The organism is Paraburkholderia sp. PREW-6R, assembly GCF_039621805.1.
Classification (GTDB): Bacteria; Pseudomonadota; Gammaproteobacteria; order Burkholderiales; family Burkholderiaceae; genus Paraburkholderia.
Genome location: NZ_CP155073.1, coordinates 2,267,710 through 2,290,677, shown reverse-complemented (window position 1 = coordinate 2,290,677; position 22,968 = coordinate 2,267,710). Strand labels below are relative to the sequence as shown.

At 63.5% G+C, this 22,968-nt stretch carries 15 protein-coding genes; 5 read left to right on the top strand and 10 right to left on the bottom strand.

Features of this window, described 5'->3' with window-relative positions; genetic code table 11:
- Positions 1-74: 74 nt before the first annotated feature.
- Positions 75-2,954 carry a valine--tRNA ligase gene (locus tag AAGS40_RS09850; RefSeq protein ID WP_345811083.1) on the bottom strand — a complete coding sequence of 960 codons (2,880 nt, stop codon included), beginning with the start codon at positions 2,952-2,954 and terminating at the stop codon, positions 75-77.
- A gap of 194 nt (positions 2,955-3,148) precedes the next feature.
- Here AAGS40_RS09850 and AAGS40_RS09845 point away from each other — a divergent pair, with 194 nt between their 5' ends.
- On the top strand, positions 3,149-5,500 hold the full coding sequence (locus AAGS40_RS09845) for a UvrD-helicase domain-containing protein (RefSeq protein WP_345811082.1): 2,352 nt from the start codon (positions 3,149-3,151) through the stop codon (positions 5,498-5,500).
- Positions 5,501-5,577: 77 nt separating this feature from the next.
- A complete protein-coding gene (locus tag AAGS40_RS09840; protein ID WP_345814352.1) occupies positions 5,578-6,393 on the top strand; it encodes a 5'-methylthioadenosine/adenosylhomocysteine nucleosidase in 816 nt (271 codons plus the stop codon).
- 9 nt (positions 6,394-6,402) lie between these two features.
- Here AAGS40_RS09840 and AAGS40_RS09835 read toward each other — a convergent pair whose 3' ends face one another.
- Together AAGS40_RS09835 and AAGS40_RS09830 are read right to left on the bottom strand one after the other, a co-directional pair.
- Entirely contained in the window at positions 6,403-8,307 is a 1,905-nt protein-coding gene (locus AAGS40_RS09835; RefSeq protein ID WP_345811081.1) for a propionate--CoA ligase, read from the bottom strand.
- A gap of 428 nt (positions 8,308-8,735) precedes the next feature.
- A complete protein-coding gene (locus AAGS40_RS09830) occupies positions 8,736-10,016 on the bottom strand; it encodes an MFS transporter (RefSeq protein ID WP_345811080.1) in 1,281 nt (426 codons plus the stop codon).
- A 657-nt stretch (positions 10,017-10,673) separates the two neighbouring features.
- Here AAGS40_RS09830 and AAGS40_RS09825 point away from each other — a divergent pair.
- Positions 10,674-12,350, top strand: a complete 1,677-nt coding sequence (locus tag AAGS40_RS09825) for a methyl-accepting chemotaxis protein (protein WP_345811079.1) — start codon at positions 10,674-10,676, stop codon at positions 12,348-12,350.
- A gap of 1,174 nt (positions 12,351-13,524) precedes the next feature.
- On the opposite strand, the gene AAGS40_RS09820 is transcribed toward AAGS40_RS09825, so the two are convergent.
- Genes AAGS40_RS09820 through AAGS40_RS09805 form a run of 4 tightly spaced genes read right to left on the bottom strand, consistent with a single transcriptional unit; the run spans position 13,525 to position 18,489 of the window.
- Positions 13,525-14,385 (bottom strand): HlyD family secretion protein, encoded by an 861-nt coding sequence (locus AAGS40_RS09820; protein ID WP_345811078.1) that lies wholly within the window; start codon positions 14,383-14,385, stop codon positions 13,525-13,527.
- A 12-nt stretch (positions 14,386-14,397) separates the two neighbouring features.
- Positions 14,398-14,601 (bottom strand): DUF1656 domain-containing protein, encoded by a 204-nt coding sequence (locus AAGS40_RS09815; RefSeq protein WP_345814351.1) that lies wholly within the window; start codon positions 14,599-14,601, stop codon positions 14,398-14,400.
- Positions 14,588-16,798: an FUSC family protein gene (locus AAGS40_RS09810; RefSeq protein WP_345811077.1), complete on the bottom strand. Its 2,211-nt coding sequence runs from the start codon at positions 16,796-16,798 to the stop codon at positions 14,588-14,590. Before AAGS40_RS09810 ends, AAGS40_RS09815 begins: the two co-directional genes overlap by 14 nt.
- An 11-nt stretch (positions 16,799-16,809) precedes the next feature.
- A complete protein-coding gene (locus AAGS40_RS09805; protein WP_345811076.1) occupies positions 16,810-18,489 on the bottom strand; it encodes an efflux transporter outer membrane subunit in 1,680 nt (559 codons plus the stop codon).
- Between the two features lie 166 nt (positions 18,490-18,655).
- On the opposite strand from AAGS40_RS09805, the gene AAGS40_RS09800 reads away from it, so the two are divergent.
- Positions 18,656-19,594 carry a LysR family transcriptional regulator gene (locus AAGS40_RS09800; protein WP_345811075.1) on the top strand — a complete coding sequence of 313 codons (939 nt, stop codon included), beginning with the start codon at positions 18,656-18,658 and terminating at the stop codon, positions 19,592-19,594.
- A 211-nt stretch (positions 19,595-19,805) separates the two neighbouring features.
- Positions 19,806-19,964, top strand: coding sequence for a hypothetical protein (locus AAGS40_RS09795; RefSeq protein WP_345811074.1), 159 nt, complete (start codon positions 19,806-19,808; stop codon positions 19,962-19,964).
- Between the two features lie 162 nt (positions 19,965-20,126).
- On the opposite strand, the gene AAGS40_RS09790 is transcribed toward AAGS40_RS09795, so the two are convergent.
- The 3 genes from AAGS40_RS09790 to AAGS40_RS09780 form a co-directional block, all read right to left on the bottom strand.
- Complete coding sequence (locus AAGS40_RS09790) at positions 20,127-20,933, bottom strand: metallophosphoesterase (protein ID WP_345811073.1); 807 nt, start codon at positions 20,931-20,933, stop codon at positions 20,127-20,129.
- Between the two features lie 61 nt (positions 20,934-20,994).
- On the bottom strand, positions 20,995-22,413 hold the full coding sequence (locus tag AAGS40_RS09785; RefSeq protein WP_345811072.1) for an FAD-binding oxidoreductase: 1,419 nt from the start codon (positions 22,411-22,413) through the stop codon (positions 20,995-20,997).
- A 69-nt stretch (positions 22,414-22,482) separates the two neighbouring features.
- Complete coding sequence (locus tag AAGS40_RS09780) at positions 22,483-22,941, bottom strand: DUF2069 domain-containing protein (RefSeq protein ID WP_345811071.1); 459 nt, start codon at positions 22,939-22,941, stop codon at positions 22,483-22,485.
- Positions 22,942-22,968 lie beyond the last annotated feature (27 nt).

The following is a 22,968-nucleotide window of genomic DNA, read 5'->3' as shown; positions in this document are numbered from 1 at the left end:
TTACCCTGAATCCTCGGATGTAGATTTCGATCCTTGCCCGCGGCGCGATACGCGTGGCGGGCACGGAGCGTCGATCAAACCGGCAAGCGCGCGAGTTGAGCTTTCAGTTTGCCCAACGTGGCTTCGAATTCTGCCAGCCTTTTCTGCTCCTGCTCAACGACTGCCGGCGGTGCCTTTGCAACGAAACTTTCGTTCTGCAATTTGGCATTGCACTTCGTCACTTCCGTGCTCAACCGCGCAATCTCCTTCGACAACCGCTCGCGCTCCACGGCGACGTCGATTTCCACCTTTAGCACAAGCTTGTCGTTACCGACAATAGCAATTGGCGCGCCATCTGCCTGCGCATCGAGGGTGGCCTCGTCGGCGATGATCTGCACTTCGGACAAACGGGCGAGTGCCTGGACGTACGGCGCGAAAGTGCGCAGGCGCTCTGCGTTGCCGCTGGCGAGCAACGGCACCTTGACCGCGGGCGACAGATTCATTTCGCCACGCAGATTCCGGCATGCATCGATCACCGCTTTCAGGTCGGCCGCCCACTGTTCCGCGCTTTCGTCGATCTTCGAAGGCTCGGCAACAGGGTAAGGTTGCACCATGATGGACGCCTCGCCCTCATGCATGCCTGCGGGGTAGCGTCCGGCGAGCGGCGCCACTTTCTGCCATAGCGCTTCGGTGATGAAAGGAATCACCGGATGCGCGAGGCGCAGCACCGTCTCGAGCACGCGCAGCAGCGTGCGACGCGTTGCGCGCTGCTGATTCGGCAGACCCGTCTGGATCTGCACCTTCGCGAGTTCGAGATACCAGTCACAGTATTCGTCCCACACGAACTTGTATAGGGCGTTGGCCACATTATCAAAACGATAGTCGGCAAAACCCTTGGCGACTTCGAGTTCCACGCGTTGCAGGTGTGACACGATCCAGCGGTCGGCCGGCGAAAAGTTCAGGTGCCCGTCGGGCCCGCATTCGCCGCATTGCTCTGGTTTGCCGAAGCCGCAATCGTGCCCTTCGCAGTTCATCAGCACGAAACGGGTGGCGTTCCATAGCTTGTTGCAGAAGTTGCGGTAGCCCTCGCAGCGTGCCAGATCGAAGTTGACGTTGCGGCCGAGCGTGGCCATCGACGCCATCGTGAAGCGCAGTGCGTCCGTGCCGAAAGCGGGAATGCCGTTCGGAAACTCCTTGCGGGTTTTTTTCTCGATCGACGCAGCCTGCTTCGGATTCATGAGGCCCGTGGTGCGCTTGGCGACGAGCGAGTCGACGTCGATGCCGTCGACGATATCGATCGGGTCGAGCGTATTGCCCTTGCTCTTCGACATCTTCTGGCCCTCTGCGTCGCGCACGAGACCGTGCACGTACACCGTGTCGAACGGGACCTTGCCGGTGAAGTGCGTGGTCATCATGACCATGCGCGCGACCCAGAAGAAAATGATGTCGAAGCCGGTGACGAGCACCGACGACGGCAGGAAGTGCCTGAGTTCCGGCGTTTCATTTGGCCAGCCGAGCGACGAGAACGGCACCAGCGCGGACGAAAACCACGTGTCGAGCACATCTTCATCGCGCTTGAGCGAACCCGTGTAGCCGGCGGCGCCCGCCTTGGCGCGCGCGTCTTCTTCGGTTTTCGCGACGAAGATTTCGCCGTTTTCGCCGTACCACGCCGGAATCTGATGGCCCCACCACAACTGACGCGAGATGCACCAGTCCTGAATGTTTTCGAGCCACTGGTAGTAGGTGGTCGACCAGTTTTCCGGCACGAATCTGATCTGGCCGCTGCGCACCACGTCGAGCGCCGTCTCCGCGATCGATTTGCCCGGATTGAACGTGCCTTGCGGCGCCGGTTTGCTCATTGCGACGAACCATTGGTCCGTGAGCATCGGCTCGATCACGACGCCCGTGCGGTCGCCGCGCGGCACCATCAGCTTGTGCGGTTTGACCGATTCGAGCGCGCCGAGCGCTTCGAGGTCGGCCACGACCTGCTTGCGCGCCTCGAAGCGATCGAGGCCGCGATATTTTTCCGGCGCATTGTCGTTGATCTTCGCGTCGAGCGTGAGGATTTCGATCATCGGCAGCTTGTGGCGCAGACCGACCTGGTAGTCGTTGAAGTCGTGCGCGGGCGTGACTTTCACGACGCCGGTGCCGAATTCGCGGTCCACGTAGTCGTCGGCGATGATCGGCACTTCGCGGTTGGAGAGCGGCAGCGTGACTGTTTTGCCGATCAGGTGCGCGTAGCGCTCGTCTTCGGGGTGAACCATCACGGCCGTGTCGCCGAGCATGGTTTCCGGCCGCGTGGTGGCGACGGTCAGATGCCCGGAGCCGTCGGTGAGCGGGTACTGGATGTGCCACAGGTGCCCGTTTTCTTCCTCGCTGACCACTTCGAGATCGGACACGGCGGTAAGCAGCACCGGGTCCCAGTTGACGAGGCGCTTGCCGCGGTAGATCAGGCCCTGCTCATACAGACGCACGAAAACGTCGCGCACGGCGGCGGACATCCTGTCGTCCATCGTGAAATATTCGCGCGACCAGTCGATGGACGCGCCGAGGCGCCGCACCTGATTCGTGATGGTCGAGCCCGACTGCTGTTTCCACTCCCACACGCGTTCGACGAATTTTTCACGGCCAAGGTCATGGCGCGAGATGCCTTTCGCGTCCAGCTGGCGTTCGACGACGATCTGCGTCGCAATACCCGCGTGGTCCGTGCCCGGCACCCACAGCGTGTTTTCGCCGAGCATGCGGTGATAGCGGGTCAGGCCGTCCATGATTGTCTGGTTGAACGCATGGCCCATGTGCAGCGTGCCGGTGACGTTCGGCGGCGGCAACTGGATCGAAAAGTCCTTCCTGTTTTCGTCGATGACCGGCGTGGCGTAGCCACGCTTTTCCCATTCGGGGCCCCAGTGGGCTTCAATGGTGTGGGGCTCGAAGCTTTTGGCAAGCGTGGAGGTGGTGTCGCTCGGGGTCTCGCTCATGTGGTGATCTGCTGGTCAATACGGATAATGTTTGATTATAAGCGGCGCCTTGGCACAGGGGATTTTTTGGTTTTTGGGTTGGGTGGCGGCGGCAGGCATCCAGAAAAATCCAGCCGCACGCAAACGTCCGGAACAGAAAAGCCCCACGCCGCAGGGGCATATAATGACGCACGAACTGCCGTCCCCCGAGAAAAATGCCCGATCTGCTAGCCAATCTCAACCCCGAACAACACGCCGCGGTCACGCTTCCGAACGAGCCGGCGCTCATTCTCGCCGGTGCGGGCAGCGGCAAGACCCGCGTCCTCATCACGCGCATCGCGTGGCTCATCCAGAACGGCCTCGCGTCGCCGGCTACCATTCTGGCCGTCACCTTTACCAATAAAGCCGCCCGCGAAATGATGTCGCGCCTCTCGGCGCTTCTGCCCATCGACACGCGCGGCATGTGGATCGGCACGTTCCACGGTCTGTGCAACCGCATGCTCCGCGCGCATCATCGTGACGCGGGGTTGCCGGCCACGTTCCAGATTCTCGACACCGCCGACCAGCTTTCCGCGATCAAGCGGCTGATGAAGGGCCTCAATATCGACGACGAAAAGTATCCGGCGAAAAATCTCCAGTACTTCATCAATAACGCGAAGGAACAGGGGCTGCGCCCGAAAGACGTCGACGCGACCGACAACTTCAATCGCAAGTTCGTCGAACTCTACGAAGCATACGACCAGCAATGCCAGCGTGAAGGCGTCGTCGATTTCCCCGAGCTGCTGCTGCGCTGCTTCGAACTGCTCGCGCACAATCCGCCGCTGCGTGCGCACTATCAGGCGCGCTTCCGGCACATTCTCGTCGACGAGTTTCAGGACACCAACAAGCTGCAATACGCGTGGCTCAAGCTGCTCGCCGGGCAGACCAACGCGATCTTCGCGGTCGGCGACGACGACCAGTCTATCTACGCTTTTCGCGGCGCGAACGTCGGCAACATGCGCGATTTCGAGCATGAGTTCAACGTGCGTCATCTGATCAAGCTGGAGCAGAACTACCGCTCGCACGGCCATATTCTCGATGCCGCCAACCAGCTGATCGCGAACAACTCGCGGCGTCTCGGCAAGAACCTCCGTACCGACGCGGGTCACGGCGAACCCGTGCGCGTGTACGAATCCGCGACCGATTCGCAGGAAGCGGGCTGGATCGTCGAGGAAATCAAGGCGCTGATCAACACCGGCACGTCGCGCAGCGAAATCGCGATCCTGTATCGCAGCAATGCGCAGTCGCGCACGATCGAACACACGCTCGTCAACGCGGGCATCGCGTACCGCGTGTACGGCGGCTTGCGCTTTTTCGAGCGTCAGGAAGTCAAGCACGCGCTCGCCTATCTGCGCCTGATCGATAATCCGAACGACGACACCGCGTTCGCTCGCGTCGTCAACTTCCCGACGCGCGGCATCGGTGCGCGCTCGATCGAGCAACTCGCGGACGCAGCGCGTCTGTATAACTGTTCGATGGCGGCGGCCATTCCGTATGTGGCGGGCAAGGCGGGGTCGAGCCTCGCGGCATTCGCCAATCTGATCGCCAGAATGCGCGCCGAGACGCAGCAGATGAGCCTGCCGGAAACGGTCGAATACGTGGTCCGCACGAGCGGTCTTTCGGACTTCTACCAGAACGAGCGTGAAGGGCAGGACCGGCTGGAAAACCTGCAGGAACTCGTGAACGCGGCGGCGGCCTTCGTCAGCGAAGAGGGTTACGGGATGGACACGCCGGCGCGCTCGATTCCGCTGCGACCGGGCGCGACGGCCGCGCCCGAACTGAGCGTCGCCACCGACGACCCGAACACGGTCGTGCTGGACGCGCCCGGCGTTGCCGATCCCGCCCAGAACCCCGACACCATGACGCCACTCGCCGGGTTCCTGTCGCATGCATCGCTCGAAGCCGGCGACAACCAGGCGCAAGCCGGCCAGGAAGCCGTGCAACTGATGACCGTGCACGCGGCGAAGGGGCTCGAATTCACGGCGGTGTTCATCACCGGCCTGGAGGAAGGGCTGTTCCCGCACGAGAACAGCGCGATGGAGTCGGACGGTCTGGAAGAGGAGCGGCGTCTGATGTACGTGGCGATCACGCGCGCAAAGGAGCGGCTCTATCTGTCGTTTGCGCAAAGCCGGATGCTGCATGGTCAGACGCGCTATAACATCCGCTCGCGTTTTTTCGACGAACTGCCGCAGGATACGCTCAAGTGGCTCACGCCGAAGGTCGAGGCGGGCGCCCGCTGGGGTGGCCGTTCCGATAACGCGGGCTATGGGCGCGACTGGTTCGCGCGGCCGGGGTACACGGGCGCGGCGTCGTCCACGCCGGCAGCGCTGCCGGCCTTCGCGAATGAGCAGCGGGCGGCCGAGAGCGGCTTTCGGGTCGGACAGCAGGTGTTCCACACGAAGTTTGGCGAAGGCACGATTACCGCGCTCGAAGGCGGCGGCACGGACGCAAAAGCGCAGGTCAAATTCAAACGGCACGGGGAGAAGTGGCTGGCGCTCGCTGTCGCCAAATTGCAGGCGGTGGAATGAGCGCGGCCGGCGTGACAACGTCAGGAGCGGACATGCCGGTAGCGAACATGCCGGTAACGGACGTGCCGGTAACGGACATGCCGGTAGCGGACGTGCCGGTAACGGACATGCCGGTACCGGACGTGCCGCTGCCTCACCGGCCGCTCGGTATTCTGGCCGCGTTGCCGCAGGAACTCGGCGACCTGATCGAAGCCATGCGCGCCGAGTCGGGCGTGCGGACCGTCACACACGGCCAGCGCGACTATCACCTGGGCACCGTGCACGGCGCGCCCTGCGTCGTCACGCTCGCACGCATCGGCAAGGTCGCGGCGGCGGCGACGGTCAGCGCACTGATCCATGTGTTCGACGTGCAAGCGGTGATATTCACGGGCGTCGCGGGCGGCGTCGGCGCGCAGGTGCGGGTGGGCGACATCGTCGTCGCGAACGAGTTGGTGCAGCATGATCTCGACGCGTCGCCGCTCTTTCCCCGTTTCGAAGTGCCGCTGCTCGGCGTGTCGCGCTTTGCCGCCAACGCAGCGCTGGCGAATGCGCTCGCGGCGGCCTGCGAGCGTTTCGTAACGGAAGAAGGCGCCGTTGTGGCTGCGCGCTTCGGTACGCGCGAACCGCGAGTGCATCGCGGCTTGATCGTAAGCGGCGACCGGTTCGTGGCGAGCGCCGCGGCCGTCATTGCGTTGCGCGACGCACTGCCCGATGCGCTCGCCGTCGAAATGGAAGGCGCGGCCATCGCGCAGGTCTGTTACGAATATGGGGTGCCGTGCGCGGTCGTGCGCACCATTTCCGATACCGCGGACGACCACGCGCCCGCGTCCTTCGTGTCGTTTCTCACGGAGATCGCGGGCGCGTATTCAAACGCGATCCTGAAGCGGTTCCTCGAAGCGAAACGCGTGAGCTAAACGCGTTGCCTACTTTGTCCCGGTATTGCCGAGCGCATCCCGCACCTGCTGCAGCGCCGCCGGGTCTTCAATGGTCGGCAGATCGCCCGGTTCGCGGCCTTCGGCGAGCGCCGCAATCGCGCGTCGCAACAGTTTGCCGGAGCGCGTTTTCGGCAGCATCGACACGACGACCACGCGCGCCGGCCGCGCAATGGCGCCAAGCTGGCGATCGACGGTCGACGTAAGTTCGGCTTCGAGCTTCGCGCGCGCGTTCTCGTTCGCATACGTCCCGGCGTCACGCACCACGACGAACGCCATCGCCGCCTGGCCTTTCAGCGCGTCGGTCACGCCGACCACCGCCACTTCCGCAACCGCCGCGTGGCTCGACAACGCTTCCTCGATCTCGCGCGTGCCGAGACGGTGGCCGGCGACGTTGATCACGTCGTCGGTACGGCCAAGGATCGTCACGTAGCCGTCTTCGTCCTGAATGCCCCAGTCGAACGTCGAATAGACCTGCTGGTTGGGAATGCTCGACCAGTAGGTGGTGATGAAGCGTTGGTCGTCGCCCCATACCGTCGACATGCAGCCCGGCGGCAACGGATAGTTCAGCGTGAGTACGCCTTTTTCTCCGGCGGCGCAGGGCTCGCCCGTCGCTTCGTTGCGCAACGTGAGGTCGAAGCCCGCCGACGGCACGCCAGGTGAGCCGAGTTTGGTCGGCAACGCGTCGACGCCGCGCGGGATCGCGAGCATGGGCCAGCCGGTTTCGGTCTGCCAGTAATTGTCGATGACCGGCTTGCCGAGTGCATCGGCGATCCATGCGGCGGTGGGCTCGTCGAGCGGTTCGCCGGCGAGAAAGAGTGTGCGCAGGCTCGACAGATCCGCTTTTTTCAGCAGCGCCGGGTCCTGCTTCTTCAGTACGCGCAATGCTGTGGGCGCGGTGAACATGATGTTGATCTTGTGTTGCTCGACGAGGCGCCACCAGATGCCGCCGTCCGGACGGATGGGCGTGCCTTCGTACATCACGGTGGTGAGTCCCGCAATCAGCGGCGCGTAGATGATGTAGCTGTGGCCGACCACCCAACCGACGTCCGACGCAGTGAACATCGTGTCGCCGGGCTTGCCCTGAAAGATATGGTCCATCGACGCGGCGAGCGCGACCGCGTAGCCGCCGACGTCGCGCTGCACGCCCTTCGGCTTGCCGGTCGTGCCCGACGTGTACAGCACATACGAGGGCTCGTTCGATTCGAGCCACACGCATGGCACGTGAGCGTCGAAAAACTGTTCGCGCAGCGGTTCATAGGCGACCAGATAGCTCGCGTTCAGGCGCTCTGGTGCGAGTTGCCGGTCGATCAGCAGCACGTTCGGCGTTTTATGGCTGGCGCGCGCCAGTGCTTCGTCGACGAGCGGCGTGTAGTCGATCACCTTGCCGCCGCGCGCGCCGGCGTCGGCGGTGACGATCAGCACCGGCTTCGCGTCGTCGATGCGTGCGGCGAGATTGGGCGCCGCGAAGCCGCCGAACACCACCGAGTGAATCGCGCCGAGCCGCGCGCATGCGAGCATCGCAAACAGTGCCTCGGGGATCATCGGCAGATAGAGCAGCACGACATCGCCGCGTTTGACGCCGAGCGAACGCATCACGGCCGCCATCCGGTTGATTTCAGCGTGCAGTTCAGCGTACGTGTAACGCCGCTCGATACCGGTTTCCGTCGACACATACACCAGCGCGTTCTGCTGTGCGCGGGCGGCCAGGTGGCGATCCACCGCGTTGTGGCAGAGATTCGTGCGACCGCCGCTGAACCAGCGTGCAAACGGCGGATTCGAGCGGTCCAGCACCGTGTCGAATGGCGTGTCCCAATGAATGCGCTGCGCCTGTTCACGCCAGAATCCTTCTGGATCGTCGATCGAACGGCGGTGGAAATCGCGGTAGCGGGTCATCTGCGACGATCCTTCTGCTGCGTAAGTGGATTGGGGGACGAACGTGGTTCGCACGGCCTTATGAAGAGCGCGAGAGCCGGACGTGCGTAGTGTCAAGCATAGAGCACGCGTGGCTTCGCGGACAACGCGGGTTCACCATGAGCGGGGCGGGGAAAGACAGTGCGGCGCGGCGGGCTGGGGCGTCAGGGCGCCAACACTGGGCGCAGCGCGCAGCGCATAGGGCCACAGGGGAGGGGATACGGCACAGGGCACAAGGCAGGGGCACGAGGCAGGAGCACAAGGCAGGAGCACAAGGCAGGAGCACAAGGCAGGAGCACAAGGCAGGAGCACAAGGCACAGCGCACAGGCCACCAGTCACCAGGCCGCCGCCACAAAAGAATAAAGGCGCCGAAGCGCCTTCATCCGATACCCTACGCAACGACCGGCCATCAAGCCTTCGCGCGCTTGCCCTCGACGTCGGGCAGGAACACCGTCAGCACGCCGATCAGCGGCAGGAACGAGCAGACCTTGTACACATACGTGATGCTGGTCGCATCGGCCAACTGACCCAGCACGGCAGCGCCGATGCCGCCCATGCCGAACGCGAAACCGAAGAACAGGCCCGCGACCATGCCGACCTTGCCGGGAATCAATTCCTGCGCATAGACCAGGATCGCCGAGAACGCCGACGCCAGCACCACACCGATAATCACCGTCAGCACGCCGGTCCAGAACAGGTTGGCATAAGGCAGCAGCAGCGTGAATGGCGCAACGCCGAGAATCGACACCCAGATCACATACTTGCGGCCGATCCTGTCGCCGATCGGGCCGCCGATCACCGTGCCCGCCGCCACTGCCGCGAGGAACACGAACAGATGCACCTGCGCCGCCTGTACCGGCAGATGGAATTTGTCGATCAGATAGAACGTGAAATAGCTGTTCAGGCTCGCGAGATAAAAATACTTGGAGAAGACCAGCAGCATCAGCACGGCCATCGCGAACATCACCTTGTTGCGCGACAGCGTGGCGTGACCCGCCTGGCTGCGCGTCTTTTTGATGGCGGGATGCGCCTTGTACCAGCGGCCGATCTGCGCGAGCACGACGATCGCAACCAGCGCCGCCACCGAGAACCAGGCGATGCTGCGCTGCCCATGCGGAATCACGATCAGCGCGGCCAGCAGCGGTCCGAGCGACGAGCCCGCATTGCCGCCCACCTGGAAAAGCGACTGCGCGAGGCCATGCCGGCCGCCGGACGCCATGCGCGCGACTCGCGACGACTCCGGGTGAAAGACGGACGACCCGCAGCCCACCAGCGCCGCGGCCACCAGCAACACGCCGAAGCTTGGCGCGACCGACATCAGCAGCAGTCCCGACAGCGTGAAGCCCATGCCGACGGGCAGCGAATACGGCTTCGGATGCCGGTCGGTGTACATGCCGACGAGCGGTTGCAGCAGCGACGCGGTGATCTGATAGGTCAGCGTGATCAACCCGATCTCGCCGAACGATAGCGAAAAATTGTCCTTCAGCATGGGGTAGATCGCGAGGATCAACGACTGGATCATGTCGTTGAGCAGATGCGAAAAGCTGATCGCGCCGAGCACCGAATAGACCGTCCGCTGCACCGGGGCGGCGGGCGCGGTCGAGACGCTCGGGGCGCTTGTCGAGGAGCTGGCGGCAGCCAGTCCAGCGGATGCGCCGCCGAGGGCGCTTTTGTCGAGGCTCGTTTCCATACGCTTTAGTGAAAGAGGAGAGAAAGAGTGAAGCTGACCGCGGCGGCCGATACCGGCATCGTGTGAAGCAGCATGCGGCGCTTCGCGCTGTCATCGCGATCCGAACTGATTGCCCAAGTTTAATGTGGCTTGAGCGAATTGTAAGGACAAGTTTTGTTGCGAATCGGACATGCACGGCTGGCTACGAGATCCGTGCGCTCTCACGAGCACAGTCGCGAGCACGCTTCGGATGCGGTCAGCCACTCTTCCCGCAAAACGGGAAAGTGATCCGGTCACTCGTCTGATAAAAGGCATGGACCGATTTTTGACCGTGTATAAAACGGTTCGCAGAGATCAGGTTGCTGGGTGGGCAGAACGTTCGAGCGTGCGGTACGCATGTCGCCGGTTCGTCCGTGAAGCTAAAGATTGCGCGCGTTTGTGCCGTAGACCCCGGGGAAGATCAGCAGCCATGCAAGCGGCTATCGGGCGGCAAGCAAAAGCGGCAATGAGGGGTAACACGCGGAAACGAGCGGCAACACCCGTAGGCAAGCAGCAGTAACGATGCAGCACCGACGCATCAACCGGCATCACGAAGCAGTAACGAGGCAGTAACGAGGCATCAACGAGGCAGCAGTGCCGGAACCGACCTTTCCGGCTGTTCTACACGGGGACCAGAAAATGAAAGCAGTTTCGCTAGGCAGTCAGCCAGGCGCGGGGTTTGTACCGGAAGGGGAAGCGGCCGGCCAGTCGCCGTCGCGTGGCAAGGGCGGCCGCTCGCGGGCGGCGAGGCTTAAGGGTTTGTCGGTAAAGGCGATGTTGCGCGTCGCGTTCGCCGTGCTGCTGGTTGGCACATTGCTGATTGGCGTGTTTTCGCTGACGCAGATCAGTCGTCTCAATGCGTCCGCGCAGTCGATTTACGATCAGGGCCACGTAGCAAGCCGAGCGGCGGAAGAGGCGCGTGGACACATGTTGCGTGCAAGCCGTGCGCAGAAAATGCTGCTCACGGCGACGACGGCGAAGGAGCGCGACGACCTCGGCTCGGACATCGATCATGGTTTGGGCGGCCTGTCGGCCGAACTCAACACGCTGCAACAGTACGTCGATCTGTCAGACGCGAAGGCGGTCGATCAGCAGAAGAAGTTCGCCGCGGCGGTGGCGCTGTGGAGCGGACATCTGCGGGATTTTGTGACGCTCGTGAAGGCGCAGCCGCTCGATCTGTCGCAAATGAACTGGCAGGTCGGCACGCAGGACGTCTCGCTGCTGGTCGAAACCGGCAAGCTCGAAAAGATGGTCGACGAACTCGTTGCACAGCGCGCGACGGCCGCGAAGGCGACCATCAGGACGTCGGGGTTTATCTACCATTCGTCGTTCGTGATGATTGCGGCGATGACGCTCGCACTGATCGTGCTCGCGTTCGGCATCAGCGAGTGGGTCGTACGGCGGCTCGCTCGCCAGCTCGGCGGCGAGCCGGGATACGCGAAGGAGATCGCGAGCCGCATCGCGGCGGGCGATCTGTCGAACCGGATCGCGTTGAGCGGCAAGGACACGTCGAGCATGCTGTTCGCACTGCACGACATGCAGAGCGGGCTTGCGACGACGGTCGCCGATATCGCGTCGAGCGCCGATGCGATCGCTACGGCGTCCGGCGAGATTTCGATGGGCAATCTGGATCTGTCGCAGCGCACCGAGCAACAGGCCGTGGCGCTCGAGCGCACGGCGAGCAGCATGGAGCAGTTGACGTCGACGGTTCGTCAGAACGCTGACAACGCGAAGCAGGCGAGCGCGCTGGCGAACAATGCGTCGGCGATTGCGGAGAAGGGTGGCGAGGTGGTGAGCCGCGTGGTGGCGACGATGAACCAGATCAACGACAGTGCGCGCAGTATTGGCGACATCATCGGCGTGATCGAAGGAATTGCGTTCCAGACGAATATTCTGGCGCTGAATGCGGCGGTGGAAGCGGCGCGAGCGGGTGAAGAGGGGCGCGGGTTCTCGGTCGTTGCGGCGGAAGTGCGCAATCTGGCTCAACGCAGCGCCGCGGCGGCGAAGGAGATCAAGGGGTTGATCAGTGCGTCTGTCGAGCGGGTGGGCAATGGGTCGGTGCTGGCCCAGGATGCGGGGCAGACGATGGACGAGGTGGTCAGGGCCGTGAAGCGTGTGACGGACATCATGGGTGAGATTTCAGCCGCTTCGTCGGAGCAGAGCGCGGGGATCGAGGAGATTAACCTCGCGGTGACGCAGATGGATTCCGGCACGCAGCAGAATGCGGCGTTGGTGGAGCAGGCTACCGCTGCTGCCAGATCTCTGGATGATCAGGCGAGAGGGTTGAAGGCGATGGTCGGGAAGTTCAGGCTTTAATAGCCTTTGGTTTTTTGCCTTTGGCTGGTTTTTTGCCTTTGGCTGGTTTTTTTGGCCTTTCCTTGTTTTGCTTGTGGTTTATTAGCGTCGCCCCTGTGCGGGGCGGCACCTACTTCTCTTTGCCGCCGCAAAGAGAAGTAGGCAAGAGAAAGCGGCTCAAACCGCTAACTCTTAAGCGGGGCCCGCGGGTTGCAAGAGGCAGTGGCCCATCTGGAATCCGTGCCCCCGCACACTCCGCTTCCGTGACAAGGCAGTCATTCTTCCGGCAGCGCTACGCGCGCCCCCGGGTACATCCCCAACCATCGGTTGTCCGCGCGCCCCGCGCAAATCTGGACCATCGGTTTTTTCCGGCGCCTCGCCGGGGTGAAGCCGATGGCTCCGCCGCCGTGTTACCGCACCCTGGTTTCCCTGGCAGATCCGTCCGCGACGCACGCAGTGCGGAGTGGGAGCGGATGATGGCTTTGTCACGGGCGGGGAGGGTGCGAGGGATCGTTCGTAGATCCTTGTTTTGCTTGTGGTCTATTAGCATCGCCCCTGTGCGGGGCGGCACCTACTTCTCTTTGCCGCCGCAAAGAGAAGTAGGCAAGAGAAAGCGGCTCAAACCGCTAATTCTTAAGCGGGTCCCTTGGCTTGCAGGATGCAGTGGCCCATCTGGAATCCGTGCTCCCGCACACTCCGCTCCCGTGACAAGGCAGTCATTCTTCCGGCAGCGCTACGCGCGCCCCCGGGCACATCCCCAACCATCGGTTGTCCGCGCGCCCCGCGCAAATCTGGACCATCGGTTTTTCCGGCGCATCGCCGAGGCGAAGCCGATGGCCCCACCGCCATGTCAGCGCACCCCTAGTTTCCCTGGCAGACCCGTCCGCGACGCACGAAGTGCGGAGTGGGAGCGGATGACGGCTGTGTCACGGGCGTGGAGTGTGCGGGGGATCATTCGTAGATCGAACCAATATGCCCTCCAAGCCGGGGTGCCCGCTTCGTGGCTGGCGGTGTGAGCCGCTTTCTTTGCTTACTTTCTTTGCGGCCGCAAAGAAAGTGAGTGCCGCCCCGCACAGGGGCAACGCCAATAGACCACAAGCGAATCAAGGAAAGGCCAACAGGGAAAGACCAGGATCAAGCAAAGCCAAACCAAAACCAGCCGCCGCAGGCAAAAAACCCACAAAAAAGCCACCTCTTAACCAGGCAACACCACAACAGTACAAGTAATCCCCGCCGCCAGAACAACCCCAGCCGGCACCGCATCGATAGCCACTCTCACAGGCACCCGCTGCGCCAACCTCACCCAGTTAAAAGTAGGATTCACATCAGCCAGCAACTCCCGGCTCTCGGGATTATCCCGATCGTAAATCCCCCGGGAAATACTCTCGACATGCCCCTGCAAGGTGCCACCACTCATCAGCCGCACCTGAGCCTTATCGCCAACGCGAACATGCGGCAACTTGGTTTCCTCGAAGTACCCATAAACCCAGAACGAGTGGCTATCGACAATCGCCAGCTTGGCCGACCCAGCCGTCGCGTAATCACCGCGAAACACGCTCAGATTCGTCACGTAGCCATCCACCGGCGAGACGACCCGCGTGCGCGCCAGGTTCAGCTTGGCGGCGTCGAGCGCGGCGAGCGCCTGCTGATAGGACGCCTCCGCGGCCGACGCCGTATGGGTCGCGTTCTCACGGCTCTCCTTGGACACGACCAGAGCATCCATGTCCGCCCGACGTTGCGCATCGTCACGCTTCATCTGCAACTCGGCCTTGCGCGCGGCAACCGCAGCCTGCGCCTGCTCGACCGCAATCTCATAGTGCGACGGATCGATCTGCATCAACAGGTCGCCCTTCTTCACCAACTGATTGTCTTTCACCGGCAGATCGACCACCGCGCCCGATACGTCCGGCGCGACATTCACGATCTCGGCACGCACGCGCCCATCGCGAGTCCACGGTTCATCCATGTAATGAACCCACAGCACGCGTCCAATCAAAATGGCGACGATGAAAATAACGGCTGTCGCGACGAAGCCCACAAGATTTCGGATAGTCATTTTCGACTCTGATCAACGATAAACGGCGAGACCCAGCACGCCGCACACACACACGAGCAAACTTGCCCGGAACAGGGACGGGTGCCACACCACGCGATACAGGCCGGTTACGGCGATCACGCGATCCAGCGCCCACGTCAGCGCGGCACCCGCAATAAACAGCAGCACGATGGCCGGCACGTAAGCATCGAAAACGGCAATATCACGCGGCATGATGAACTCCTTCTGGCGCGTCGGCACGTCCGCTCATCAACGGTTCGAGCGGTGATTGCGGATCGAGCAGCGCGGTACGAATGAAATGCAGTTGACTGAGAATGCGTTGCAGCCGGTGCCGCTCGTCACGCTGCGGCGTGACGGCTGCCAGCATCTGTTGCATGGCCGCGATCGCGTCGTCCGTCGCGGCGAGCGCGCGCTCGAGGCGGTCGCCGCGCGGCTTGTCGAACAGCGCAATCAGTGCATCGCGCACGGCGCGCAACGCAACGCGCCATGGCGTCGACTTCGCGTAGCGGGCGTCGGCGGGCAGGGCCGCGATCTCCATGCGTAGATCGATCACCGCGTTGCCCACTTCGAGCACCGAAAAGAGCCAGCGCAACGTGTCGCGTTTCAACTCGGGCTCGGTCGGCGCGAGCGCGTTGATCTGGAACATCAGATCGCGCGCGCCGCTCTCGAAGCGCGAACGCACCCGCCGTCGCCCCGCGCGGCTCGCCAGCACCACCTGACGGCGCAGATCGACGAGCAGGCGGTTGCGCAGCCACGGTGTGGATGGCGGCAGCAGCACCGCAAACGCGATCGACGCCACCAGCATCGACAGCACCAGTGCAATCGCGTCGTTGATCGTGCCGCTCGGGTCGTAATGGATCACGTTGTCCGGGCCGGCCAGGAAGCAGAAAAAGATGCAGTAGCCGACTCCGTAACCGGCGAGCGCCGGTCGCGTCGTCATGAACACGCCGAGCAGCAGGAATGGCGTGAGCGCCGCGCACAGCAGCGGAAAGCCGTCGATATGCGGAAACACCCCGTACACCGCGATCATGCCCATGACCGACGCGGCCAGTGTGCCCGCCGCCATCTGGAACGCCGTGCGCTTCGGATTCGGCGACGACGACGCCAGCGCGCACACCGCCGCCGCGTTCAGCGTCAACGTGGAGCCGCTCGGCCAGGCCGTCGCGATCCAGAAAGCGCCCAGCACCATCATGACGAGCGCCGCGCGCACGCCGGACACGCCCGCGGCAATCGCGTTCGTCTTCGGCTCGTAGCGCTCGATCCAGCGCTCGCGCGCGTGCGTGTCGACGGCGAGCGACGCATAGGTCGCCGCATAAGCGTGCAGATCGTCGATGAAGCGATACAGCAGTTCAGCGGCGGTGTCGAAGTCGAGTAGCGGCGCGTCCGGATGCGCTTGCAGGTCCGCGCGGGTCGCACGCACGCGGCCGGGCAGTTCGGCCTTGTAGGCGTCAAGCTGCGCGGCGGCGTGCGCGGCGTCGGCAGCGCTTAACACCGGCTCGCCGGACCGGGCGAGCAGCGGGGCGATTTCCTTGAAGTACGGTTCGAGCGCGTCGACCGCGATCATCGAAGCGCGGTTAGGGGCGCCGCGCAGCCGGTTCATCAGTTGATGCAGCGCATGAAAGCGCGTCGACGCGGTCATGAACTCGCTGTTCAGACGTGCGAGGCGGCCGCCGCGCATCCGCGAATCGGGACCCTCGAACACCGCCACGCTGCGCGCCGCCTCGAAGCCGACGATATCGGCGACGAAGCGCGCGTTGGTCGCCTCGATCTGCGCGCGATCGTTGCGGCCGGCCAGCGACGCCGACACATACTCGACGAACGCGGAGAACCGCGCGCGCACCGTGCTGCGCATCTGCAAGCCGGTCAACTGCGGAAACACGAGGGCGCTTACCGCTCCCGCGCAGACGATACCGACCACGACTTCGGCGACCCGAGTGAGCGCGCTGAGAAAGGCGCCGTCCGGATGCTGCGACGCCGGGATGCCGATTAGCGCGGCCGTGTAGCCGGCCAGCACGAAGCCATAGGAGCGAAAGTTACGATTGCGCGCAGCGCCGGCAGTGCAGATACCGACCCAGATTGCCGTCGTGATGATGAACAGCTCGGGTTGTTGCGAGAACAGGCCGATCAGCGCAAGCATGACGACGAGCCCGACCAGCGTGCCGCAGATCCGGTAAAAGCTTTTGGCGAACACCATGCCGCTTTGCGGCTGCATCACGATGAACACCGTGGTCATGGCGGTGCGCGGCTGCGGCAGGTCGAGCTTCATCGCGACGCCCAGCGCAAGGAAGCACGCGGCGAGCGCCTTGAAGAGATAAATCCACGTGAGGCCGTCGCTGCGCGCCCATTCGGCGATGGCCGGCCAAAGCGCACCGAACGACGCGGGACGCGCGGCAGAGGAGGAGGGAGCTGACATGGCCGGCTTCCTCACTCGGCTGCGACCGCGCGAGCGGGCGAAGGCGCGGCGGAGGGTATGGTTGCTGCCGCCGCTGCGGGTCCGGTTGCGGCGGTTGTCGTCGTCGTTGCGTCTGCTGCGTTCTTTGCGGCGGTTGCCGTCGTTGCGCCAGTTGCGTTCCTGGCGGCTGTTGCCGCGTCGGGTATCGCCGGCGCATGGACCCGGCCTTTTCCGTGCGCAGGCAGCGTGTCGCCCGGCTGAGGACCGTTGGCCGGCTCATCCAGTCCGCCGCCCAGCGCAGTCACGAGCGACGCATGCGCGCCCAGGCGTTCCGCCTGGATCTTCGCGACGCCTTCCTGCGCGCGCAGCAACTGGTTCTGCGCGATCAGCACGTTCAGATAGTCGGTCAGACCGCGCCGGTAGCCTTCGCGCGACAGCTCGTAGTTCTTGCGGGCGGCGGCGACCGAACGGTCGGCGTCGTTGGCCTGAGTCGCGAGCGAACGGATGCGGATCACCTGGTCCGAAATGTCCTTCAGCGCGCCGACGATCGACTGGTTGTAGTTCTCGACTGCCACGTCATAACCCGCCGACGCCGCACCGAGTTCCGAGCGTAAGCGGCCACCGTCGAAAATGGGCAGCGACAGCGCCGGACCCGCGCTCCAGCTATGCGACGGATTCTTCAGGAACTGAAACAGCGGTCCCATTGCCGCGTAGCCGCCGATCGAGGCCAGCAGGTTGATGTCCGGATAGAAATTGGCCTTGGCGACGTCGATGCCACGCGCCTGCGCCGCCACCGTCCAGCGCGCCGCGACCACGTCCGGACGATGGCCGATCAGGTCGGCGGGCAGCGTGCTCGGCAAGCCGGCGGGCGCGGTGAGCGACAGCGTCGGGCGCTGGATCGCGTCGCCCGCGCCCGGGCCCTTGCCTGCAAGCGCCGCGAGCTGGTTGCGGCCGAGGGCGATCTTTTCCTCGATCGCGTCGATCTGGCGCTCGTACTCGGGCAGCGGCGTTTCGGCCTGGCTCACTTCGAGTTGCGTGCCGATACCGCCGTTCAGACGACGGTTGGCAAGATCCACGATCTGTTGCTGCTGTTGCAGCGTCTGTCTGGCGATGTCGAGCAGCGCGTAATTCAGCGACATCTCGATGTAGGTACGCACCACATTGCCTTGCAGTTCGAGCTGCGCGGCGCGTGCATCGGCCGCGCTCGCGTGCGCGGCGTCGAGCGCGCGCTCCGCCGCATTTTTGTCTTTGCCCCAGATGTCGAGGTGGTACGACAGACCCAGCGTGCCGGTGTTGTTCCACGACTGCTCGCCCGCGAGCGGTCCCGGGCCGTAGTAAAGGTTGTCGGCCCACTTCTGGCGCTGGATCGACAGGCTGCCGTTGACCTGCGGCGCAAGTGCCGAACGCGCGACGCCCGCCATGGACATGGCTTGCCGCACGCGGGCCTGGGCAGCGGCAAGAGTCGGGTTGTCCGCCTGAGCGGCTTCGATCCACTGATTGAGCTGCGGGTCGTTGTACGCGCGCCACCAGTCGGCGGCGGGCCATTGCGCGTCCGCATCAGCCGCCCGGATCGCGTTGCCGACGTCGAGCGACGACGGTTCGGCAGTGGTCGTCTGCGGCGCGATGCCCCCGGTATTTGCACAGCCGGCGATTGTTAATAGGATCGTAAGAACTACACTTGTAGCGATCCCTTTTTGTACCGGAGACTGCACGATTTCCTCCAAAATTGACTATAGATGCCTGCGTGCAATTATATTTTTTGATTGATTGGGGAATAACCGGTAAAGATGCAAGGCATTCTTACGCGATATGAGACAATCGCCTTTGCGAATTGTGTAACAATCGCCTCCAATTTACGGCATCGATGTTGGAAAGGTCATGGATACGCTCCAGAACATGCGCGTTTTTGTCCGCGTAGTCGAAGCAGGCAGCTTTACAGGTGCCGCGCAACACCTGAATACGACCACGGCTTACGCATCGCGCGCCGTGTCCGATCTGGAAGCGCATCTGCGGACCCGCCTGCTGAACCGCACCACGCGCCGCATTGCGCTGACGGAGGCGGGCGAACGATACCTTCAGCGCTGCGAGCAGATCCTCGCGTACGTGGACCAGGCCGAAGCGGAGGCCAGCGACGCGCATGCGCGCCCGTCCGGCAAACTGAAAGTTCACGCCATGACGAGCTTCGGCCAGCACTATGTGGTGCCTGCGGTTGGTCGTTACCAGGAGCGTTATCCGGACGTGCATATCGAACTGACGCTTGCGCAGCGTATGCCCGATCTACTCGACGAAGGTTTTGACGTATCACTGACGCTCGCCACCGGTCTGCCGGACTCGGGTCTGGTATCACAACGGCTCGGCAGCGCGTTTAGCATCGCGTGCGCGTCGCCGAAATATCTGGAGCGACATGGCGCGCCGCAAACGCCCGCGGATTTGATCCAGCACACGTGTCTGCAAATGGTCACGCCGGTCTTCCCAACCGACAAATGGACTTTCGACGGCCCGAACGGCGAAGAAACCGTCATGCTCGGCGCGACCACGTTTCAGGTGAATGTCGCCGAAGCGATGGCAGTGGCGGTGAGCAGCGGGATGGGCGTCGGCCTCATTCCGATTTATTCGGCGATCAGCGGTTTGCGAAACGGCGAACTCGTGTGGCTGTTGCCCGAGTACACGTCGCAGGAAATGAATCTGTACGCGCTGTACCCATCGCGTCAGTATCTGGACGCAAAAATTCGTACCTGGGTGGAATTCCTGCGTGACGAATTGCCGGCGACGCTCGCCGTGGATCAACAGGAATTGCGGCAGTTCGCGCGCGCCTGAATTGGCATGGCGACATGGGGGGCGGTGGGTGATGGTCCGGCCCCGTTACAACGCTGACGCGCCGCAACATTTCCTTACTTCTGTGGTGTATTCGTTTTGCTAACGTGTCAGTCATGCGCTGCGGCAGGTGCGACTTTGCCCGCATTTGGCTCGTAAAGTTTCATGCCGCCGCGGTCTGGCAAATCTGCAAAAACGGAAGGACGAGGGAATCATGGATACGCATTTGATGATCGGCGTGGCCGTCATGTTTGGTCTGATCGGAATCGCCGCCTCGCGCGATTTGCTGCGCCGCCTGCGCGAACAGCAGCCGCAACTGGTGCCGATCAAAGTCGAGCGGCCGGGCGAGCAGGGTCAACGGCGCGATCGTTGAGATAAGTGGCGGCGCGCTGCGCGCAGCCGTTTCGCTGCAGCCGGGATTAATGTCTTCCACATTCAGTGGCGTACCTCTGGCCAGCGCGTTTCGTGCTAATGCGCTCGTGCTATGAAGCGGCACCGAGTGAATGATCCGCGTTGCCACTCCCCCGCAGCCGCGTCAGATTTCGACCACCTTGTCCCACGCAAACTGCGGATTTTCCCACTGGCGGGTGCGCCGGTCGAAGTAGCCGCGCGGATTGCACACCACGCGCGTGCCGTGCACGGTGTAGTCGAACGACGTATGCGTATGGCCGTGAATCCACAGGTCGACGGGCGCGCGCACCAGTTCCGGCAGGTGATTGACGAAGCCCGCCGACACGCGGTCTTCAGCATAGCGCTCGGCCAGACTCAGCCGATGCGGTGCGTGATGCGTAACGACGATCGTTTTGCCGCCGAACGGTTTGGCCAGCTCCCCTGCGAGCCACGTGCGCGCCTGGCGATGCAATGCGAGTGAGTCGGCAGGCGTGAAGTGACGCGGTGCGTCGTGAGTCGTGTTCGGCCAATGCATCTGAATGACACCGTGAAAGTCGAGCATGACCTTGCTCGCCGCTTCCACCGATTCAGCGACAGCTTCCGCTTGCGCTCCGAATAACGCGAAGTCCGTCCACAGCGTCGTGCCGAGCACGCGCCAGCGGCCCTGCGGATCGACGAGCGCGGCATTATTCAGCACGTGTACGTTGTCGACCTGTTCGGCCGCGTCGTGCATCGCGGCTTCTAGCGCGCCGAATTCGCCGTCGTAATACTCGTGGTTCCCCGGCACATAAATGACCGGCACGGTGCCGTCGAAAGTCTGCGCCGCCCAGCGCGGTCCGGCCGCATGATTGTGGATGTCGCCCGCCAGCACGATCAGATCGGCCGGCGCGTGCGGGACCAGCTCCGGCTCGTCGTTCTCCAGATGCAGGTCGGACAACACTCGAATCTTCACGAACACGACTCCTCAAATGGGCGCCGCGCGCACGGCGCGGATCGGGCTGCACGCTCAGGTCTCAGCGTAGCACCTTGCCGGGATTCATCAGGTTCAGCGGGTCCAGCGCGTGTTTGACGGCGCGCATCAACTGCACTTCCACGTTCTGTTTGTAGTGCATGGCCTCGTCGATCTTGAGTTGCCCAAGGCCGTGCTCCGCACTGATGCTGCCGCGGTGCCGATGCACGCTGTCGTACACGAGCTGGTTGATGGAACTCTGGTACTGCTCGAGAAATGCCTTTGCGTCGACGCCTTCCGGCGCCTGCACGTTGTAATGCAGATTGCCGTCGCCGAGATGGCCGAACGTGACCATGCGCACGCCCGGCACCGCTTGCACGATGGCGGCGTCCGTTTCTTCGATGAAGTGGCCGATGCGTGAGATTGGCACCGCGATATCGTGCTTGATGTTCAGACCTTCTTCGGCCTGCGCAAGCGGTATGTGCTCGCGCAGATTCCAGAACGCGCGCGACTGCGCGAGATTTTCCGCGACGACCGCGTCCTGCACGAGCCCGCTTTCCAGCGCGTTTTCCATCAACCGCTCGAACAGCGCACGCGCGTGCTGCTCGCTCTCGCTGTCGGACAGTTCAAGCAGCACGATCTGCGCATGCGGCTCGGCAAACGGATAGCGCATCTGCTCGAAATGGCGGCCGACGAGACGCAGGCAGAAATCGGACATCAGCTCGAAACCGGTCAGAAGCGGTCCGGCGATGCTTTGTGTGAGCGACAGAAAGTCGAGCGCCGCGTGCGGCGACGCGAGCGCGGCGAGCGCCGTCACGCGCGCAGCCGGCTGCGGATGCAGCTTCAGCACGGACGCCGTGATGATGCCGAGCGTGCCTTCCGCGCCGATGAACAGGTCGCGCAGATCGTAGCCGGTGTTGTCCTTGCGCAGCCCGCGCAGGCCGTCCCACAGCTCGCCTTGCGGCGTGACCACTTCGAGGCCGAGGCACAGCTCGCGTGTGTTGCCGTAGCGCAGAACGCCGGTGCCGCCGGCGTTGGTCGCGAGATTGCCGCCGATCGAGCAGCTGCCCTCCGCGGCGAGACTCAACGGGAACAGCCGGTTGGCTTCCTCGGCGCGCTTTTGCACGTCGGCGAGAATCACGCCGGCTTCAACGGTAATCGTGTTGTTGTGCGGATCGATATCGCGCACGCGATTCAGCCGCCGCAAGCTGATGACGGCCTGAGTGCCGCTCGCGTCAGGCGTGGCGCCGCCGGCAAGGCCGGTGTTGCCCCCTTGCGGGACGAGCGCAACGCGATGCGCGACGGCCAGTTTGACGAGCGCTGCGACTTCGGCGGACGTCGCGGGGCACAGCACGGCGCATGCGGCGCCGGTGTAACGGCGGCGCCAGTCCGTGAGATAGGGCGCGGTGTCGTGCGGATCGGTGAGTACATGGGCGGCGCCGATAGCGTCGCGGCAGGCGGTGAGGAAGTCGGCGTCGGTCATGATGGTCGGTCGATCAAGTCGGGCGTTCGGGCGTTCGGGCGGGTGTTGGCGGTTGCGTCGGCGGCTTTTTCAACGGGTTTCAGCGTTTCTTCCAGCGGCTGGTCCTGTACTTCGTTCGTCGCTTTTCTCAGCGAGCTTCGCAGCCTCTTTGGCGGCGCGCTTGAATGGCGCGACATACGCCAGCGCACAAACAAAAAAGACGACGGCAAGCGCCGTTTCCAGCCAGCCCAATCGCGCGCTCAAGCCGCGATCGCTCCAGCCGCGCACAATACCCTCGGTGAAATACAGCAGGATCAGCATCGACGCCCATTGCAGCGTGTACAGCCGATGTCGCCACACCCCGGGCACAGCAAGCAGCAGCGGCACCGCTTTCAGAACCAGCAGGGAGCCACCGGGACGCAGCGGCGCGAGCCACCATTCCCACGCGACGCAAATCACGATCAGCGCGAGCAACGCAGCGGTTGCGCCAAAAGCAGCGACCGGCTTGCGCTGCACGGGCATGACGGTTGCCGACGATGCCCCGTTCATGCGCCGCTCCGTGTCATGCACGCCGGC

What these genes read in the sequence shown, in the direction of transcription:
- AAGS40_RS09825 (WP_345811079.1), top strand. Translation starts at nt 10,674, where the DNA reads ATGAAAGCAGTTTCGCTAGGCAGTCAGCCAGGCGCGGGGTTTGTACCG.
- AAGS40_RS09800 (WP_345811075.1), top strand. Translation starts at nt 18,656, where the DNA reads ATGGATACGCTCCAGAACATGCGCGTTTTTGTCCGCGTAGTCGAAGCA.
- AAGS40_RS09795 (WP_345811074.1), top strand. Translation starts at nt 19,806, where the DNA reads ATGGATACGCATTTGATGATCGGCGTGGCCGTCATGTTTGGTCTGATC.
- AAGS40_RS09785 (WP_345811072.1), bottom strand. Translation starts at nt 22,413, where the DNA reads ATGACCGACGCCGACTTCCTCACCGCCTGCCGCGACGCTATCGGCGCC.
- AAGS40_RS09830 (WP_345811080.1), bottom strand. Translation starts at nt 10,016, where the DNA reads ATGGAAACGAGCCTCGACAAAAGCGCCCTCGGCGGCGCATCCGCTGGA.
- AAGS40_RS09845 (WP_345811082.1), top strand. Translation starts at nt 3,149, where the DNA reads ATGCCCGATCTGCTAGCCAATCTCAACCCCGAACAACACGCCGCGGTC.
- AAGS40_RS09835 (WP_345811081.1), bottom strand. Translation starts at nt 8,307, where the DNA reads ATGACCCGCTACCGCGATTTCCACCGCCGTTCGATCGACGATCCAGAA.
- AAGS40_RS09780 (WP_345811071.1), bottom strand. Translation starts at nt 22,941, where the DNA reads ATGAACGGGGCATCGTCGGCAACCGTCATGCCCGTGCAGCGCAAGCCG.
- AAGS40_RS09810 (WP_345811077.1), bottom strand. Translation starts at nt 16,798, where the DNA reads ATGTCAGCTCCCTCCTCCTCTGCCGCGCGTCCCGCGTCGTTCGGTGCG.
- AAGS40_RS09820 (WP_345811078.1), bottom strand. Translation starts at nt 14,385, where the DNA reads ATGACTATCCGAAATCTTGTGGGCTTCGTCGCGACAGCCGTTATTTTC.
- AAGS40_RS09850 (WP_345811083.1), bottom strand. Translation starts at nt 2,954, where the DNA reads ATGAGCGAGACCCCGAGCGACACCACCTCCACGCTTGCCAAAAGCTTC.
- AAGS40_RS09840 (WP_345814352.1), top strand. Translation starts at nt 5,578, where the DNA reads ATGCCGGTAGCGGACGTGCCGGTAACGGACATGCCGGTACCGGACGTG.